Genomic DNA, 18541 nt, shown 5'->3' with positions numbered 1-18541 from the left:
GAAGGGCCGATTAATGGATCTACGTTGATTGATGGCGACCTGCATGCCACGGTTGGGGCATTGTCAGAAGGATTTTGCCCATGTCGATGCGTCTTGCGCTTGCCGCTGCCCTGGTTGTTTTAATCCCGCTACAGGGCGCCGCCCAAAGCGCAATCCCTGAGCGGACCCTGACGATAACGCCCGATGTCGATTTTTTCGGAAATGACCTGACAAGCATTTTCGACACCAGTTTGGAGGCTTGCAAACGGGCTTGTCTGCTTGATCAGAAATGTCAGGGATTTACTTTCAATCAAAGCTCGAATGCGTGTTTCCCTAAAGCTGAGGTAAACCAAAGCGAGGCTTTTGTAGGCGCAGTTTCCGGGCAGGTACGGCAGGCGAGCGCGCAACAGATTTCACAGGCCGAAACCCGCGCGCCGCAGCTAACCTACCTGTCGCAGTCTGATTTGCAGGCCGCACGGGTGCAGGCAAACACGTTGTCGGATCGGCACACGGTTGGCGCGTTTTTTGCGGTTGAGGACTACACAGCCGCCGCAACAAGGGAACGCAACGCCTTGAAATTCGATGCGGCGTTGAATTTTGTCGGTGCGGGTCTGACTTTAACTGACAGCTCCGACCTCTGGGCGCAATACGCGCGCGATGCGTTTGATCACGCGCGCGCAACCGCCCGGCAGCGTGGACGCTTCAATGCCACAGGGTTTTCGGCGGCAATCAATGCCTATCTGCGCGCTGGGTCCGATGCTGAACAGATCAACGCATTGTCTTTGATCGCAAGGGGGTTAGAGGCAAACCGGCGGGGCCGCGATATGATCGCCCCACTTAGGGCCGCAAACCAAATCGCGGCGCGTTCCGATATCGCCAAGCAGCTCGATCGCGCCTTGCGCCTGTACGGGTTCAACCTGTCTGAGACCCGCGTTGAAAGTGACAGCCTGGCGCCGCGAATCTGCGCCGTTTTTACCGAGGCTTTGGATCAGCGGGTTACCTATGATGATTTCGTGCAATCGGCGACGTCAGGCATCAGCGTCGACGCCGAAGGTAAGCAATTGTGTTTCGCCGGGTTGTCGCATGGCACGCGCTATGTGTTCACCTTGCGTCAGGGGCTGCCATCCGCCTCTGGTGAGGTTCTACAAAAACCTATTGAAATCGCCCAATATGTGCGCGACCGGACCCCAGCAGTCCGGTTTCCCGGCAGGGCCTATATTTTGCCCCCAAGCGCTGAGCCTGCGATCCCAGTGGTCGCAACCAATACCGGCCAACTTGATTTAACGCTCTACCGGGTCAGCGATCGCAATATCCTGCGCGCGATGCAAAGCGGGTCCTTTGGTCGGCCTATAGGGGCTTACAATTTGGACCGGTTCGAAAGCCAGCTCGGTGCCGAAATCTGGAAGGGTACGGGGGATGTGCAAACAACGCTGAACCGCGATGTGACGACCCGGTTGCCGATCCGGCAAATGACCGATGAAATGCGCCCGGGCGTCTATGCTTTGATGGCCAGTATTCCGGGCGTCGACCGTTTCCAAAGCCCACCTGCCACGCAATGGTTTGTTGTCAGCGATTTGGGCGTAACTTCGCTTTCGGGAACCGATGGGCTGCATGTCTTTGTGCGCGGGTTGACCGACGCATCGGCGCAAGATGGGGTCGAGGTTGCGCTGCTGTCCCGCGGAAATGAGGTGCTCGCCGAGGCGCAAACGGATGATCGCGGCTATGTTCGCTTTGATCCGGGTCTCACGCTAGGTGTGGGCGCACAGAGCCCGGGCTTGATCACGGTCAAGAAGGGCGACGACTTCGCATTCATGAGCTTGACCGATCCGGAATTCGACCTGTCTGATCGTGGTGTGGAAGGCCGCTCGGCCGCGCCACCTGTCGACGTTTTCCTGACCACTGAACGTGGCGCTTACCGCGCCGGTGAAACGATCCACGCTTTGGCTTTGGCACGGGACGCGCGTGCCAATGCGCTTCTAAGTCTGCCGCTAACAGCAGTGCTGACACGTCCCGACGGTGTTGAATACACCCGTTCCACCTTGGCAGATCAAGGCGCGGGAGGGCGTGTTTTTGCGCTGCCCTTGTCGCCTTCAGTGCCACGCGGGACGTGGCGGCTTGCGGTGTTTGGTGATGTCGATGCCGCGCCGCTCGCCGCACAAAAACTACTGGTCGAGGATTTCCTGCCCGAACGCATAGATGTCGCCCTGTCTATGCCAGACGGCCCGATCACCGCGCAAAACGCACGACCAAGCGTATCTGTGCAGGCCGATTATCTCTTTGGTGCCCCGGGTGCGGGCCTGGCGGTTGAGGGTGATGTGACCCTACAGCCACTTTCCGCATTGGAAGCTTTTCCGGGCTTTGTATTTGGTCGCTATGACGTGCCTCTGCGTGCGCAACGCGGGGGCCTTGAGGGTGGAGTGAAAACCGATCGAGAGGGGTTGGCCCAAGTTGCGCTCACCCTGCCTGAGCTTCAAGAAGTCATGCAGCCATTGGAAGCCGCAATCACCGTGCGTGTTCGCGAAGGTTCCAACCGGCCGGTAGAGCGTCGCATGACGAAATCAGTGCTGAGTGAAGCTGCGTTAATCGGGATCAAACCTTTGACTGACGGCGTCATGCCCGAAAACTCGGAAGCGGCGTTCGATCTGATTGCTGTGGCCCCTGACCTGACACGCACTGCGATGCGGGTGCGCTGGACGATCAACAGGGTCGAGACGCGCTACCAATGGTATTCCAGCTTCGGAAATTGGTCTTGGGACCCGGTGACGACGCGAAGCCGCATTGCGACCGGTCAGATTGAGCTGAGCGCTGATCAACGCGTCACAGTCTCCGCCCCGGTCGAATGGGGGCGCTACGAGATCAAGGTCGAACGGATCGACGGGCCTTATGTCGCCAGCACGGTGGAGGCATATGCAGGTTGGTATGCGACCGCTGATGCCAGCGACACACCCGACCTGTTGGAGGCGTCTTTGGATCAACCCAGCTACCGGCCCGGTGATACGGCGCGGTTCCGCATCGTTCCGCGCCATGCGGGCACAGCACTTGTTACGGTCATGTCAAACCGGCTCATTGAAATGAAATCGGTTGAAGTTGCCGCCGGCGAGAATGTGATTGAGCTGCCTGTAACCGATGATTGGGGCAGCGGCGTCTACGTCGCGGCACAAGTTCTACGTCCTATGGACAGTGCGAGCGGTCAAAACCCGTCACGCGTGCTGGGTCTTGCTCATGGGACTGTCGATCCTGGCACCGCAGCACTGTCAGCTACCTTCCAAGCCCCGGTCGAGGCTATGCCCCGCGCACCATTGGATGTCGCGTTGAAAGTGGACGGCATCCAACCGGGGGAGACGGCCTATGCGAAGATCGCGGCTGTGGATCTGGGCATTTTGAACCTGACCGGTTTCAAACCACCTTCCGCTTCTGATCATTATTTCGGGCAACGCAAGCTGGGCATGGCGCTGCGCGATATCTACGGCCGTCTCATTGATGGCCAATCCGGTGCTATGGGGCGTGTTCGATCTGGCGGCGACGCGCAAGCAGGCCTTAGCGCGCAATCCCCGCCCCCAACGGAGGCATTGCTGGCCTATGTCTTGGGCCCGATCACTGTCGGCTCCGACGGGATGGCGCATGCGCGTTTCGATCTGCCGGAATTCAACGGAACCGTGCGTCTGATGGCGGTTGTTTGGTCAGAAACCGGTGTTGGCCAGGCCGCGCAAGACGTGTTGGTGCGCGATCCGGTCGTTGTATCCGCTAGCCTGCCACGATTTCTGGCGCCCGGGGATGAGAGCCAGCTGTTGCTTGAGATCATCCATGCTACCGGACCAACAGGGCAGATGCCGCTTACCGTAACAGCCACTGGCGCGACGCTTGGTCTGCAGCCGTCTTCGGTAACGCTCGGAACACAAGAAACGCGCGTTTTATCAATACCGCTTCGCGCCGGGAAAGCTGGCGCCGCACAGATCGAAGTTGGATTGAAAACCCCCAACGGAATGGTTCTGAAAAAGACCCTAAACCTCGCAATTCGACAAAATGACCCAGTCGTGCAGCAGCGCCGACAATTCAAACTGGCGGCGGGCAGCACCTTCACGCTCGATCAAAACCTATTTGCAGAATTCAAGCCCGGAACAGCACGCGCGACGCTTTCTGCAGGGCCATTGGCACGGTTCGACGCGCCGGGCCTGCTGGATGCTCTCGATCGCTATCCTTACGGATGCACGGAGCAAACAACCTCCCGTGCGTTGCCGCTTCTCTATCTCGATCAGGTCGCTGTCGCGATGAAGCTCGATGCGCGCGATGACCTGAAAACACGCATTTCTGTGGCGGTCGACAAGATCTTGACCAACCAATCAGCGAACGGCGCGTTTGGGCTGTGGCGACCCGGGCGGGGCGATTTCTGGCTTGATGCCTATGTCACCGATTTCCTCAGCCGCGCAGCGGAGCAGGGCTATGATGTCCAGCCGCGGGCATTACGCCAGGCGCTCGATAATTTGCGCAATCAAGTCAACCGAGCACCGGATTTCGAGAGGGGCGGCGAAGGGCTGGCCTATGCGCTTCTTGTTCTGGCGCGCAATGGCGACGCTTCAATCGGTGATCTACGCTATTATGCAGATGTCAAAGCCGACAGTTTCGCCACCCCCATGGCGCTTGCCCAACTGGGTGCGGCGCTTGCTGCCTATGGTGATCCCACGCGCGCAGATGCGATGTTCCGTCTTGCAGATGGACGCTTAAAGCAGACCACACCCACGACGCAAAGTTGGCGCAGTGACTACGGTACGCCCTTGCGGGATGCTGCGGCTGTTTTGACCCTTGCCGCAGAAGCAGGTTCAAACGCGGTTGATTTTGCGATCCTGTCGGACCGTGTCTCACCAAAGGCAGGCATTGACGAGGCGCGATCCACACAGGAACAAGTTTGGTCCCTTTTGGCAGCAAACGCGCTTTTGGACAGTGGTAGATCAAACCTATCGCTCAACGGTGAGGCGGTCACGGGTCCGTTGGTGCAGGTCCTTGAACAAGAGGCGTTAACGCCGGTTGAAATTCAGAATGTGTCAAACGAGAACACCCGCGTCACGCTCACCTCATTCGGCGTGCCAATTCAAGCGCCCGCTGCAGGTGGCAACGGCTACAAGATCGAGCGCGCTTACTACACGCTGGAAGGTGTCCGCGCCTCACCGGCGGAGGTCGTATCAGGCGCGCGGCTGGTTGCGGTTCTGACCGTCACCCCGTTCAATGACGGTGAGGGGCGGTTGATGGTAAACGATCCATTGCCTGCAGGTTTTGAGATCGAAAACCCCAATTTGTTGCGCGGAGGCGATGTCGCAGCACTTGACTGGCTAAAGATCAGCGATCGCGTCCAGAACACGGAATTTCGTGATGATCGCTTCTTGGCGGCGGTTGATCACGCTGGGTTAGAGCCTTTTCAACTAGCCTACATGCTGCGCGCCATTGCCCCCGGAACCTACCATCACCCTGCCGCAAGTGTCGAAGACATGTATCGTCCAATCTACCGCGCTTGGACATCAACGGGCCAAGTCGTCGTTACCAAATGAAATCCGGTGCACGTCAGATATTTGTATTGGCCGCCGGGCTCTTTCTTGCCGCTACTAGCAGGGATCAGATTGATGCATGGGTTTCTGATACGCAAATCCCACCGCTCGTCGTTTCGACCGGGGTTGAGGTGCAAGACCGGCACGGTGATCTGCTGCGCGCATATCAGGTCGATGATGGCCGTTGGCGGCTGCACGTTCCGGTCTCAGAAGTCGATCCGCGCTATTTAGAGATGCTGATCGCCTACGAAGATAAGCGCTTTTACCGCCATCACGGGGTTGATCCGATTGCGGTGTTGCGAGCATTGGGGCAGGCGATTTTTAATGGCAAGGTTGTCTCTGGTGCGTCGACCCTGACGATGCAAACCGCGCGTCTTCTGGAAGACAGCGGAACCGGCGATCTCAAAGGAAAACTGCGTCAGGTTCGTGTGGCGCTTGCACTGGAACGCAGGCTCAACAAGCAGCAAATATTGCATCTCTACCTTCAGCGTGCCCCTTTTGGCGGCAATCTTGAAGGTGTCCGAGCGGCCTCTCTGGCCTACTTTGGCAGGGAACCCGGCCGCCTAACCACGGCTCAGGCTGCTTTGCTGGTGGCGCTGCCGCAATCCCCGCCGCGCGGCGGCCTGACAGGCACCCTATCATTGCCGAAAAAGCGCGCAATCGGGTGTTGGAGCGCATGGTCAAGTTTCAAGCCTTAGACCCTAACATAGCTCAATCTGCAAAGACTGAGGAAATATTGGGGCAACGCCGCCGCTTTCCGGCACATGCCCCGCATCTGGCTGACAGAGTACGAAAGAACACCCCAAACGAGCGTGTTCGGACAACAATTGATGGGCTACTTCAGCGTGGATTGGAACAGCTCGCAACGCAGCAATTGACGACCCTTGGGTCACGTAGTTCCCTTGCTGTCGTAGTGGCCAATCATGAGACGCGGGAGGTCTTGGCATCCGTTGGGTCGCCAGATTATCAAAGTGACGCCCGGCTCGGCTATGTTGATATGACGCGTGCTTTACGATCCCCCGGCTCAACGCTCAAACCATTGATATACGGGCTAGGGTTTGACCGCGGCATGATCCATCCTGAAACGCTGATCGATGACCGACCACAATTGTTTGGTAACTACGCCCCGCAAAACTTTGATGGAACCTTTCGCGGGCAAGTCAGGGTGCGAGAAGCACTTCAATTGTCGCTGAACCTGCCAGTCATCGCCTTGCTGGATCGTATTGGGCCTGCGAACCTGACTGCGGCCTTGCGACGCTCCGGCGCGGATATCGTTGTGCCGGGGGAGCAGCCCGGGCTTGCGGTTGCATTGGGTGGCGTCGGGGTGAATTTGCATGACCTCACGCAGCTCTATGCCAGCCTTGCGCAAGGTGGTCCTGTCGTATCGCTACGGGAGATCCAAAACGACCCTAACTCTGCCAAAAAGCGACTTATGTCTTTGCGATCTGCTTGGTATGTCGGTGACATATTGGCAGGCACGCCAAAGCCAATATCTGGCGGCAGAGCGGGTTTGGCTTATAAGACCGGAACCTCCTATGGGTACCGCGATGCCTGGGCAGTTGGGTATGACGGCGCGCATGTTGTTGGCATTTGGATAGGGCGCCCAGATGGAACGCCAGTGCCCGGCGCATTTGGGGCTTCGCACGCCGCGCCACTTCTGTTTGAGGTCTTCGACCGGATCAAACCCGAAGTCACATCCTTGCCGCCGCCGCCATCAGATGCCTTGATGGTCGCGAATGCTGATTTGCCCGCGCCTTTGCGCATCTTCGAAGCTGGCACATCGGAAAAGGTCGACCGGACCCATCCTAAGATCGCTTTCCCACCCGATGGTGTCCGCATTCCCTATGAAAGCGACCTTTTCGTCCAAGTTCAGGACGGGGCCGCTCCGTTCAGCTGGCTCGCGAATGGCAATCCGATCCAGACCGGCAGTTGGGAACGGCAAATGCAACTCACTGCCGCCGGTCGAGGCTATCTGACAGTGACGGTCATTGACGCCAAAGGACGGTCCGCAAAGACGCAGGTATTCCTTGATTAGAGCCGTTCGATGGCCAAAGCGATACCCTGACCGCCTCCGATGCACATAGTGATCAATGCCTTGCTGCCTTGGATGCGCTCCAGCTCGTAAAGGGCTTTTACGGTGATGATCGCACCGGTGGCACCTACCGGGTGTCCTAATGCGATCGCGCCGCCATTTGGGTTCACTTTGGCAGGTTCCAAGCCAAGCCCTTTGGTCACAGCGAGCGCTTGCGCCGCGAATGCTTCATTGGATTCAATCACGTCGAAATCACCCGCCGACAGCCCTGTTTTGGCGAATAGCGCCTCGACCGCCGGAACCGGGCCAATCCCCATGACTTCGGGTCGCACGCCAGCGTGGGCGTAGCCAATGACCCTTGCACGTGGTTTCAGCCCAGCTTTCTCTGCCGCGTCAGCGCGGGCAAACACCAATGCCGCCGCGCCGTCATTGATCCCCGATGCATTGCCTGCGGTGACCGTGCCGTCCTTCTGAAATACCGTGCGCAATCCGCTTAGCGTTTCTAAAGTAGAGGCTTTCGGATGCTCATCGATCTCAAAATTCACCGTGTCGCGTTTGACGCGAACCTCAACAGGGGTGATTTGTTCCGCAAAATACCCTGCCTCAATTGCCTTCGCCGCGCGGGTTTGGCTTTCGAGGGCGAAGCTGTCTTGTGCCTCCCGTGAAATGTCATGCTCACGCGCGACATTTTCTGCAGTGACACCCATATGGCCGGTGCCAAAGGGGCAATTCAAAGCGCCAAGCATCATGTCCTGCGCGCCCGCATCACCCATTTTCTGGCCCCAACGGGCTTGTGGCAAAATATATGGCGCGCGGCTCATATTCTCTGATCCGCCGGCCAGCCCAAAGTCACAATCGCCAAGCATCAGAGACTGAACGACCGAGACAATTGCCTGAACACCAGACCCGCAAAGGCGGTTCACATTCATCGCTGGGGTAGTGTCAGGGATTCCCGCATTCATAGCGGCGACGCGGGACAGGTACATATCGCGGGGTTCGGTATTGATCACATGCCCAAAAGCCACATGCCCGATCTGGCCGCCTTCGACGCCGGAACGCTCCAAGGCCGCTTTTGACACGATGCCGCCCAGGTCAATGGGGGTGGTTCCCGCCAAAGCCCCGCCAAAGGTGCCTATTGCTGTGCGGGCGCCGCCCAGAATAACGATATCGCTCATGATGTGATCCTTTCGATTTGGCGCAGCGTAACCCAGAACGAACCCACCGGCAGCAATAACGCAGCGTGACTTCCCGCGCCCAAGCCTTAACTTTGCGATCATGAGCAAATACGGACCCACCCGCGCAGAGCATAAAATGCGCGTTGTCATCAGCCTGATTATTTGCGGGTTGATTGTGGCAACTTTTGTTGTCCGAGGCGTCCCCACGGGACTGGTCGGGATCGAACTTTTCGTCTTTGGCGGTAGTTTTGCAGTTGGCACCGGCGCATGGAGCCTGTGGAAGCTGTTGCGGTAGCGGCACCTGCATGCTTACGTCGCGCCATGACAGTACTTGAGATCTTCGCCCCTTTCACCCTTGCCGAACAAAAACTGATTGATGAGGCGGGCGATCCCAATCGCACAACGCTTGCTGACGGCACCTTACCTGCAAATTCTGACGATGGCGTCACGATCCGCGCTGATCTGATCCGGTATCTGCTGCTGTCTGCGCCGCTGCATGACAAAGGCGTGCGATTGCGCGGCGCTTGGATCAAAGGCGCGCTTGATCTGCAAGGTTGCGATTGTGCCCGCGACATTTCAATGACCGCCTGTCACGTGTCTGAGCCGATCAATCTGACAAATGCAAATCTACGTGGGTTGCATGTGTCAGGGTGCCATATCGGTGGGTTGGTTGCTGACAACGCGCGCTTCTCCGGGTCGATCTATTTGCGGGCAGGCACACATATTCGCGGTGAAGTCAGCCTCGCAGGCGCCACGATTGACGGCGATCTGCAGATTTGTGACGCGCAAATCACCTCGACCTCTCAAGATGCCATATTTGCGCCGTCGCTACGCGTCGCAGGCTCGCTGTTTCTGGGCAATTATCCTTATGCGGATGGCGATACGAGCCTTGTGACTTCGGGCCAGATTTTCTTGTCTTCGGCACGGGTTGAGCATGACCTGTTCATCTCCAACGCTGCCATAAACCTCAATGATCTGACACTGTCCGGTGCTGTGTTCGGCGCGACGGAGGAGCACGGCTCAAACATCGCCATCAGCCTTGCCCGCGCCAAAGTGGGCGGCATCCTATTTCTCAAGGACAATCAAATCTCGCGGGGGGTGTTTAACCTCGCCGGAGCGCATGTCGAACGGCTTAAAGACGAACCTATCGGCCCGGGCGCCGCCTATCCGATCCGGCTGGACGGATTTACCTACACCGATTTTTCCCGCCACGCTGAGACCAATATCAAGGCACGGCTTGAATGGCTCGCCCGCCGTCCCGAGGACACGCCCTTTACAGCCCAACCCTATGAGCAGCTCGCATACGTCATGGGGCGCATGGGACATCGGAACGACGCGCGCACCGTGTTGATGAACAAGGAACGGCTTCTGAAGGCCGAGAACCGTAGGCTCGCGGCGGAGCGTGGCAGCTTTGCCGGCTGGCGGGCGTTGTCTTGGACGGTCGACAGTTTTCTGCGTTTTTCGATTGGGTATGGCTACCGTCCGGCGCGCGCTGTCGTCATCGCAGTGTTGCTGGTCTTGGGCCTAGGCTGGTTCTTCGATCAAACCTGGGACGCGGGTGACATGGCCCCAAACGCGGCCCCGATTTTGGTCTCAACGGATTGGATTTCCGCGACGCAAACCCATGCGTCTAATCCGGCCGAATTTTGGGCCGCGCCCGGACAAGCTGGTCAGGACTGGGAGACATTCAACGCATACGCCTATGCCGCTGATCTGTTGGTCCCAATTGTGTCTCTGGGGCAGGAGGACGCATGGGCGCCCTCAACCTCCCGTTCAGACTGGGGGCGTGCAGGGTGGTGGATGCGTTGGATTGCCAAGGCCGTTGGCTGGATTGTGACTGCCTTGGGCGCCGCTGCAATCACAAGCCTGATCAGGCAGGATTGAGCGCAATAGAGCCTTGATCGGTCAAAAGAACGCAAGTTGTCCCGTCAAAGCGCGCGGGCCATAAATCGCGTCCGTACCCGGCGCCACCGTCGAGGTTGATCCGGTTTCCGCGATGTTCGGGGAAATCAACAACCGTATGACCATGCACAATCAACTTTGGATGTGGGCGTGTGTCTTCCAGAAACTCTGACCTGATCCAGAGCAAATCATGCTCGGATTGCTCTGTGAGCGCGACGCCCGGTCGGATACCGGCATGTGCGATGAACAGTTCAGGCGTTTCATGTGACAAGGCGCACTGGTCGAGAAAGTCGATATGAGCCCGCGGTACCAGTTCGCGCGCTTGCGCATGGACATCGCTTAGGCGCGGACGGCCGCCAACATCGACCCCGTAGGAGGCCAATGTCGTCAGTCCGCCCAAGCGTTCATGCTGCCAGGTCAGGTCAACGGGTAAATAAGGTTCCTGCCTTGGAAAAACCTCCATGAACCACGAGAACATGCGGTCATGATTGCCCTTCAGGCACGTCCAGTTTCGACCCTGTTCCAGCCCAAAGAGCAGTTTTTCAATGACGCCTTTGCTGTCGGGGCCACGGTCCGTGTAGTCACCCACGAAGACCACGGGCGCATCATGCCCACCATCCGCCTCGATCAACGCAAGTGCACGCTCAAGCTGTGCTAACTGCCCGTGGATATCCCCGACAACATACAGCACTAGGCGACGTCAAATCGCAGGGTTTTGACCTGCTGGAACATGCCTGTTGCTGACAGTTTCGCAAGGATCGGATCAGGCACCGGTGCGTCTACGTATAGCAACGCAATCGCTTCCTTGCCTGCGCCTGCTCGGCCCAAGGTGAAGTTCGCAATGTTAACGCCATTCTCGCCCATGGTCTGGCCGAGTGTACCGATGATGCCGGGGACGTCTTCGTTGGTTGTGTAGAGCATATGCTCCCCGATCTCCGCATCGATATTAATGCCTTTGATCTGGATAAAACGTGGCTTGCCGTCCGAGAAGACTGTGCCCGCAATCGAGCGCTCGCGCTGATCGGTGACAACGTTAATCTTGATGTAGCCATCAAACACGCCGGATTTATCCTGCGTCGTTGTACTGATCTTCACGCCGCGTTCCTTGGCGATCACCGGGGCTGAGACCATGTTCACGTCGGGGTTTGTGGCCTTCATAATGCCAGCTACGCCTGCGCAGTTCAGCGCTTCTAGGTTCATGGCAGAAACGGATCCGTTATAGGTGATCTGTATTTCCTGCAGCACTTCGTCTGTCATCTGACCGATGAAAGCGCCCAAATGCTCGGCCAACTTCACCCATGGGCCCATGACCTTGGCCTCTTCAGCCGTCACGGACGGCATGTTCAGCGCGTTAGACACGGCGCCTGTCAGCAAATAGTCCGACATCTGTTCCGCTACTTGCAGGGCCACGTTTTCCTGCGCCTCGGTGGTGGCGGCACCCAGATGCGGGGTTACGACGACATTTGGAAGGTTGAAAAGTGGGCTCTCGGTCGCGGGCTCTACTGCGAACACGTCAAAGGCAGCACCAGCGACATGGCCGGATTTCAACGCGTCGGCCAAGGCGCCCTCGTCAACCAGACCACCCCGCGCGCAGTTCACGATCCGCACGCCAGGCTTCATCTTTGCAATATTCTCGGCCGAGATCATTCCACGTGTCTTGTCCGTTGCGGGTACGTGCATGGTAATGAAGTCAGACCGGGCAAACAGCTCATCCAACTCCACCTTAGTGACATTCAGCTTTTCCGCGCGCTCTTCGCTGAGGAAGGGATCATAGGCGATGACTTTCATTTTCAGGCCAACAGCGCGGTCGCAGACGATACCGCCAATGTTGCCGGCACCAATGACGCCGAGCGTCTTGCCTGTCAGCTCAACACCCATGAACTTTGACTTCTCCCACTTGCCTGCATGGGTCGACGCCGATGCTTCTGGGATCTGACGCGCGACGGCAAACATCATTGCAATCGCATGCTCAGCAGTGGTGATCATGTTGCCAAAGGGCGTGTTCATCACGATGATCCCCTTCTTCGAGGCCGCCGGAATGTCGACATTGTCGACCCCGATCCCGGCGCGGCCAATGACTTTAAGATTGTCCGCCGCAGCGATCAGTTTCTCAGTCGCCTTGGTGGCCGACCGAATGGCCAAACCGTCATATTGGGCAATAATAGACTGTAGTTTCTCTTTGTCTTTGCCCAGCTCGGGCATGAAATCCACATCGATGCCGCGGTCACGGAAGATTTGAACAGCGGTTTCAGACAGCTTGTCAGAGACGAGTACTTTGGGGGCCATGGTCAGGCTCCTTCTAAATAGAAATTGGAGAAGTTAAGCCGAAATCTCGGCGTCAAAAGCGTGGGCGATCCAAGGCATCAAGGCCTTGATGTCCGCCGTCTCAACCGTGGCACCGCACCAAATGCGCAGGCCGGCAGGGGCATCGCGATAGGCGCCGATGTCATAGGCGACACCTTCGGTATCGAGCCGTTTGGCGATTGCCTTGGCGAACGCCGCGCCGTCGGTGATCCGGTCATCGGTGAATTTTAGGCACACAGAGGTGTTGGACCGCGTGGCAGGGTCAACGGCGAGGTTAGCGAGCCAATCGGTCGCATCAGCAAAGTCATTCACGGCTTTCGCATTGGCGTCGGCCCGCGCGATCAGGCCCTCAAGCCCGCCTACGGATTTGGCCCAGTTGAGAGCGAAGATGTAGTCCTCAACGCAGAGCATGGATGGCGTGTTGATCGTCGCGCCCGTGAAAATGCCATCAATCAGCTTGCCGCCTTTGGTCAGGCGGAAAATTTTTGGCAGCGGCCACGCAGGTGTGTAGCTTTCCAACCGCTCCACCGCGCGAGGTGACAGGATCAAAACGCCATGCGCGGCTTCGCCACCGAGCACTTTTTGCCAGCTAAAAGTTGTTGCGTCCAAACTGTCCCACGGCAGGTCCATCGCAAAGGCAGCAGAGGTCGCATCGCACAGGGTCAAACCAGCGCGCTCCGCAGGAATAGAGTCTTTTGATGGCACCCGAACACCGGAAGTTGTGCCGTTCCAGGTGAAGCAAACATCTTTGTCGAAATCGACCGTCGCGAAGTCTACGATCTCACCATAGTCTGCGGTTTTGACCTCAGCCTCGATCTTGAGCTGTTTGATCGCATCGGTAACCCAGCCCGAGCCGAAGCTTTCCCAGGCGAGCATCTCTACCGGGCGTTCGCCCAGCAAATTCCACATCGCCATTTCATAGGCACCTGTGTCTGACGCGGGCACAATGCCGATCAGGTAATCATCCGGCACGCCCAATACTTCGCGTGTCAGGTCGATTGCCTCTTTCAACTTCGCCTTGCCGGGCGCTGCGCGGTGCGAGCGGCCCAAAGGCGCGTCGGCCAGTTTGGTCAATTCAAATGTGGGGGGCTTGGCGCAAGGGCCAGACGAAAAACGCGGGTTAACCGGCCGCGTGACCGGAGCTTGAGTAGCCATTGATGGTATCCTCACAGATATATGCCCTTCGTTGGGGAAGGGTGTCCCACTCGCGGGGATAATCGCACGCAGCGGGTTCCACAACCGCGAATCCGGGGCTATAGCGGCGATTGAGATAGTTTTTGCGACGCACCTGACTACGATTGGAAACTTCGCGCATGTTCGTGGCCACTCTTCTGACCTCGGCTGAAACGCCTGTTCTCGAACCCTCTTTGGTCGAGTCACTGCGCAACGCTTGGGGCGGCGGGGATGCTATCTGGTTGATGCCGGATGTCGCGGCAGAGTTTCCGATCCATGCGCAGCCAGACAATTTTGACACCGTCTGGAACGACCTGCAAAAGATGAAACTGGACGTAGCCGTGCACCCGGCGGCCGGTCGCAAGAAAAAGCTCCTGCTTGCCGATATGGACAGTACGATGATTCAGCAGGAATGTATCGATGAGTTGGCTGCGCGCGCCGGTATTGGCGCGAAAGTGGCAGAGATCACTGCTCGGGCCATGAATGGTGAGATCGCGTTTGAAGGGGCATTGCGAGAACGGGTTGCGCTCTTAAAAGGACTTGATCAGGGCGTGATAGAGTCTGTCTTGAACGATCAGATTACCTATATGCCAGGCGGAAAAACACTACTATCGACAATGAAATCACACGGTGCATATGCCGCGCTGGTTTCAGGTGGGTTTACCTCCTTTACGGGGCCCGTCGCGGAGCATTTGGGGTTTGATGAACATCGATCCAATCAGTTTGTGATCAGAGATGGAAAGCTGACGGGCGATGTGGTCCCACCGATCTTTGGCAAAGAGGCCAAAGTTGATGCATTGAATGATCTGACCGCTAAGTTAGCCCTGACAGATAACGACGTTTTGGCCGTCGGCGACGGGGCCAATGATTTAGGCATGCTGACCCGTGCCGGGATGGGCGTCGCGTTGCACGCTAAACCGGCAGTCCAGGCTGAGGCACAGTTCAAGGTAAACCATGGCGATCTGACGGCGCTGTTGTTCCTACAAGGCTACAGTGCGGATGAAATTACGACATGACCAAACCGAACCTCGACACCGCCTATGACCTGAAAACGCCCGAAGACTCACTCAAGCTCTACGGCGAATGGGCGGAAACCTATGACACAAGTTTTGCCGAAGCATCGGGCTACCAGTTGCCTCTAGCGGTCGCAGAAGCTTTCGCGCGCAGCGGTGGTAAAGGTCCGGTTCTGGATGTGGGCGCCGGTACCGGTTTGGTGGGTGTCGCATTGAAAGAACTGGGTATCACCGACGTCGACGGCACAGATATTTCCCAAGCCATGTTGGCCGAAGCCGCTTTGAAGGATTGCTACGAAAACCTTTTTGAAGGCGATCTGACTGGCCGTTTGGAACTGGAAAACGGCCAGTATCGCGGCATCGTCAGCGCCGGCACTTTCACCCACGGACATGTTGGGCCAGAGGCATTTGACGAGCTTTTGCGCATCGCCGCCAAAGACGCGGTTTTTGCGCTAAGCATCAACGCTGAACATTTCGCTGCACGCGGGTTTGAAGCAAAACTGGGAACGTTGAAAAACCAAATAAAGAGTCTAACCCTGCGTGAAACGCCAATATATAACGATACCCAACAAGGCGCACATGCTGGCGATACAGCCTATTTAGCGATTTTCACAAAGGCCTAACGGCCTTTCCAGACCGGGTCACGCTTTTCGGCAAAAGCCTTCGCGCCTTCCAGTTGATCTTCGCTGGTATACAGCGTTTTCACGGTTTCAAAACTGCTGGACGTGATCTGATTCATCGTGTCCTGAAATTTCTCATCTTCAGCCGCGCGCACGATTTCCTTGATCGCGGCATAAACCAATGGCGGCCCGGAGGCCAAAAGCCGGGCAAGTTCCCAAGCGCGGTCCATGAGTTTGTCGGCAGGCATGATTTCATTGACCAGACCCCAGCGATGCGCCTCGTCAACATCGAACCAACGCCCGGTAAATAGCAACTCCATCGCAATGTGGTATGGGATGCGCTTGGGCAATTTGACAGATGCGGCGTCAGCCACTGTGCCGGAGCGGATTTCTGGAAGGGCAAAACTGGCGTGGTCAGCAGCGAGGATCATGTCAGCGCTCAATGCCAGTTCTAGCCCGCCGCCGCAGGCAATGCCATTCACCGCGGCGATGACGGGTTTGTTGAGGCCCGGCAATTCTTGCAAACCGCCAAAACCGCCGACGCCGTAGTCGCCATCGACCGCATCACCATCTGCAGCGGCTTTCAGGTCCCAGCCGGGGCAGAAGAACCTTTCCCCCGCGCCGGTGATGATAGCGACACGCAGTTCTGGGCTATCGCGGAAATCAGCAAATACGTCTCCCATGATGCGGGAGGTCGCGAGGTCAATTGCATTGGCCTTGGGACGGTCCAACGTGACCTCCAAAATGGCGCCTTCGCGTCGTGTTTTCACTGGATTAGGCTCTGTCATGGCGCTTTCCTGATCAGGACGTCCGCCGCGACGGCGTCGGTCTGGGTGCATAGCAACGGATTAATCTCTATCTCTTCAAGCTTTTCGGCATTTTCACCCACATAGGCCTGCACGGCGTCAATAGCTGCCAGAATGGAGGGACGATCGCAGCCGGGCTTGCCGCGATAACCGTCGAGCAGTGGCGCAATTCGCAGGCGACGCAGCGCGTCATCAATGGTGTCCAGTGAAGCTGGGATTAGCATCGAAACCGTGTCATCCCAGAGCTCGGCCAAGGTCCCACCGGCGCCAAGGGTCATTACAAACCCATGCACCGGGTCGCGCACAACGCCGACCAGTAGTTCCGCCAAAGTGCCGGTGACCATTTCTTCCAACAAAACCGGGCCATCCGTCAGTGTTGGCAAACAGTCTTCCAGCGCTTCAACAGTGTCTAAACCAAGTGCGATGCCCCCTGCGCCTGTTTTGTGGGCCAGACCTTGCACCTTGGCCACAAGGGGAAAGGCAAGTGCGGCGGTTGCGGTCAAATCGGTGCGATCATCAAGCAAAATGCCTTCAGGGATTGGCAGCCCATAGGCCCAAAGCGCGCGCTTGCCCTCAACCTCGCTGAGAAGTTCGGACGTCCTGTCCCCGCCCGGCAACAGTAATGAGCTATCTGCCCTTTCGGGCAAACAAGCGGCGCGGATCGCTTCCGCAGCTTCGCGTAACCCGTTGAAGGGGATGACGCTGCCGGCGATTAGGCGGTCTGCCACCTCTTCGGGCATCAACTCAGGCAGGCTGGCAACCATTGCAAAGGGTCGTTGCGTTTCTTGTCGTACCCGGATCGCGGCATTCACCGCGCAATCCCAGTCTTTTGGATCGCAGCGATCACGGCGGGGCACATCAACAATTGTCATGGTGATCGCAATGTCCGGCCCGGTCATGGCTTTCCAAGCCTCGGTCATCGTATCCTCGTCCCGCCAGATGTAGGTATGGTAGTCCAGCGGGTTGGCGAGTGCGACTTTGGGTCCAAGTGCCTTACGTAGAGCCTGTTTTTGGCCGTCCTTGGGTGCTGGGAAGGTTAGGCCAGCCGCCTCCCCCAGATCTGCGGCAAGCGACGCCTCACCGCCAGAACAGCTGATCGACGCCGCGTTGCGCGAAGGAAGCGCGCCCGCCATATGCATCAATTTCAAGGTTTCCAAAAAGCTTGGCAGGTCGGGGCTGCGCGCGATCCCAAGTCGGTCCAACAGCGCTTGCGCGCCGCTATCTTCGCCCGCCAGAGACGCGGTGTGTGACACGGTCGCAGCACGTGCTTGTTCAGACGTTCCGACCTTCAGCGCGACCACAGGGATATTTTGTTGATGCGCTTTGGCGCTGAACCGTTCCCAAGCGCGTAAGTCGGAAAAACCCTCTACATGCAAGCCAATGGCCGTGACGCGCGGGTCGTCTAGCAAGGCTTCGGCGATTTCCGCCTGACTAAGCTGTGCCTGATTTCCGCAGGCGACCATGTACCCGATGGGCAAGGAACGCGCCTGCATTGTTAGATTGATCGAAATATTTGATGATTGGGTCAGGATCGCGACACCCTTTTCGACGGGCACCAAACCGTGTTGATCAGGCCAAATTGCGACCCTATCAAAGGCGTTTATAAAGCCGTAGCAATTGGGGCCCAGGATCGGCATATCGCCCGCTGCGCGTAGTAACCGTTCCTCTGCGTCGGCGCCTGTTGCGTCCTCCGCCGTGGCTTCAGCAAAGCCCGACGCAAAACATACCGCGCCGCCGCAGCCTTTCTTGAACAAACGTTCCGTTGCGCCGACGCTGGCCTCCCGGTTGATCCCGATAAACGCGGCGTCAGGAGCGTCCGGTAGCAGGTGCGCGCCTGCCCAGGCTTTGACTCCTGCCACCTCAGGTTTCGCCGGGTGCACCGCGTAAATCGTGCCGCCAAACCCAAATTTTTGGACCTGTTCCAGCACGGCTTCGCACCATGCACCTCCTCCGATCACAGCAATCGAGCGCGGATCAAACAATCGAGAAAGTGAGTTCAC

11 protein-coding genes and 1 pseudogene are annotated in these 18541 nt (G+C 57.7%); 6 read left to right on the top strand and 6 right to left on the bottom strand.

All coding sequences use genetic code 11. The features are described 5' to 3' along the window. Positions 1 to 80: 80 nt before the first annotated feature. Together ACZ1G7_RS12120 and pbpC are read left to right on the top strand one after the other, a co-directional pair. Positions 81 to 5519 carry an alpha-2-macroglobulin family protein gene (locus tag ACZ1G7_RS12120; RefSeq protein WP_472659651.1) on the top strand — a complete coding sequence of 1813 codons (5439 nt, stop codon included), beginning with the start codon at positions 81 to 83 and terminating at the stop codon, positions 5517 to 5519. Further along, a pseudogene (pbpC, locus tag ACZ1G7_RS12115) lies at positions 5516 to 7551 on the top strand (penicillin-binding protein 1C). Before ACZ1G7_RS12120 ends, pbpC begins: the two are co-directional and overlap by 4 nt. Here pbpC and ACZ1G7_RS12110 read toward each other — a convergent pair. Further along, complete coding sequence (locus ACZ1G7_RS12110) at positions 7548 to 8723, bottom strand: acetyl-CoA C-acyltransferase family protein (protein WP_472659650.1); 1176 nt, start codon at positions 8721 to 8723, stop codon at positions 7548 to 7550. The pseudogene pbpC and the gene ACZ1G7_RS12110 overlap by 4 nt on opposite strands. A gap of 136 nt (positions 8724 to 8859) precedes the next feature. Between ACZ1G7_RS12110 and ACZ1G7_RS12105 the strand changes: the two genes are divergently transcribed. Together ACZ1G7_RS12105 and ACZ1G7_RS12100 are read left to right on the top strand one after the other, a co-directional pair. Next, positions 8860 to 9018: a hypothetical protein gene (locus tag ACZ1G7_RS12105; protein ID WP_472659649.1), complete on the top strand. Its 159-nt coding sequence runs from the start codon at positions 8860 to 8862 to the stop codon at positions 9016 to 9018. Between the two features lie 26 nt (positions 9019 to 9044). Beyond that, the gene (locus ACZ1G7_RS12100; protein ID WP_472659648.1) at positions 9045 to 10607 is read left to right on the top strand and encodes a hypothetical protein; all 1563 of its coding nucleotides are present in this window, start codon (positions 9045 to 9047) and stop codon (positions 10605 to 10607) included. Here the strand turns inward: ACZ1G7_RS12100 and ACZ1G7_RS12095 are convergent. From ACZ1G7_RS12095 to ACZ1G7_RS12085, 3 genes are read right to left on the bottom strand one after another with little or no spacing between them, the layout of a single operon-like run. Beyond that, positions 10594 to 11316: a metallophosphoesterase family protein gene (locus tag ACZ1G7_RS12095; RefSeq protein WP_472659647.1), complete on the bottom strand. Its 723-nt coding sequence runs from the start codon at positions 11314 to 11316 to the stop codon at positions 10594 to 10596. The genes ACZ1G7_RS12100 and ACZ1G7_RS12095 overlap by 14 nt on opposite strands. Further along, positions 11316 to 12911 (bottom strand): phosphoglycerate dehydrogenase, encoded by a 1596-nt coding sequence (gene serA / locus ACZ1G7_RS12090; protein ID WP_472659646.1) that lies wholly within the window; start codon positions 12909 to 12911, stop codon positions 11316 to 11318. Before serA ends, ACZ1G7_RS12095 begins: the two co-directional genes overlap by 1 nt. A 33-nt stretch (positions 12912 to 12944) precedes the next feature. Continuing rightward, positions 12945 to 14084 (bottom strand): phosphoserine transaminase, encoded by a 1140-nt coding sequence (locus ACZ1G7_RS12085; RefSeq protein ID WP_472659645.1) that lies wholly within the window; start codon positions 14082 to 14084, stop codon positions 12945 to 12947. Positions 14085 to 14242: 158 nt separating this feature from the next. On the opposite strand from ACZ1G7_RS12085, the gene serB reads away from it, so the two are divergent. After that, positions 14243 to 15118, top strand: a complete 876-nt coding sequence (gene serB / locus ACZ1G7_RS12080) for a phosphoserine phosphatase SerB (protein ID WP_472659644.1) — start codon at positions 14243 to 14245, stop codon at positions 15116 to 15118. Further along, positions 15115 to 15738 (top strand): class I SAM-dependent DNA methyltransferase, encoded by a 624-nt coding sequence (locus tag ACZ1G7_RS12075; protein ID WP_472659643.1) that lies wholly within the window; start codon positions 15115 to 15117, stop codon positions 15736 to 15738. Before serB ends, ACZ1G7_RS12075 begins: the two co-directional genes overlap by 4 nt. On the opposite strand, the gene ACZ1G7_RS12070 is transcribed toward ACZ1G7_RS12075, so the two are convergent. Together ACZ1G7_RS12070 and ACZ1G7_RS12065 are read right to left on the bottom strand one after the other, a co-directional pair. After that, a complete protein-coding gene (locus ACZ1G7_RS12070; RefSeq protein ID WP_472659642.1) occupies positions 15735 to 16523 on the bottom strand; it encodes a carnitinyl-CoA dehydratase in 789 nt (262 codons plus the stop codon). The genes ACZ1G7_RS12075 and ACZ1G7_RS12070 overlap by 4 nt on opposite strands. After that, positions 16520 to 18541, bottom strand: coding sequence for an acetate--CoA ligase family protein (locus tag ACZ1G7_RS12065; RefSeq protein ID WP_472659641.1), 2022 nt, complete (start codon positions 18539 to 18541; stop codon positions 16520 to 16522). Before ACZ1G7_RS12065 ends, ACZ1G7_RS12070 begins: the two co-directional genes overlap by 4 nt.

The sequence above is a fragment of the Litoreibacter sp. JB4-2 genome, assembly GCF_055693445.1.
This window is presented reverse-complemented; position numbering and strand designations above follow the sequence as displayed.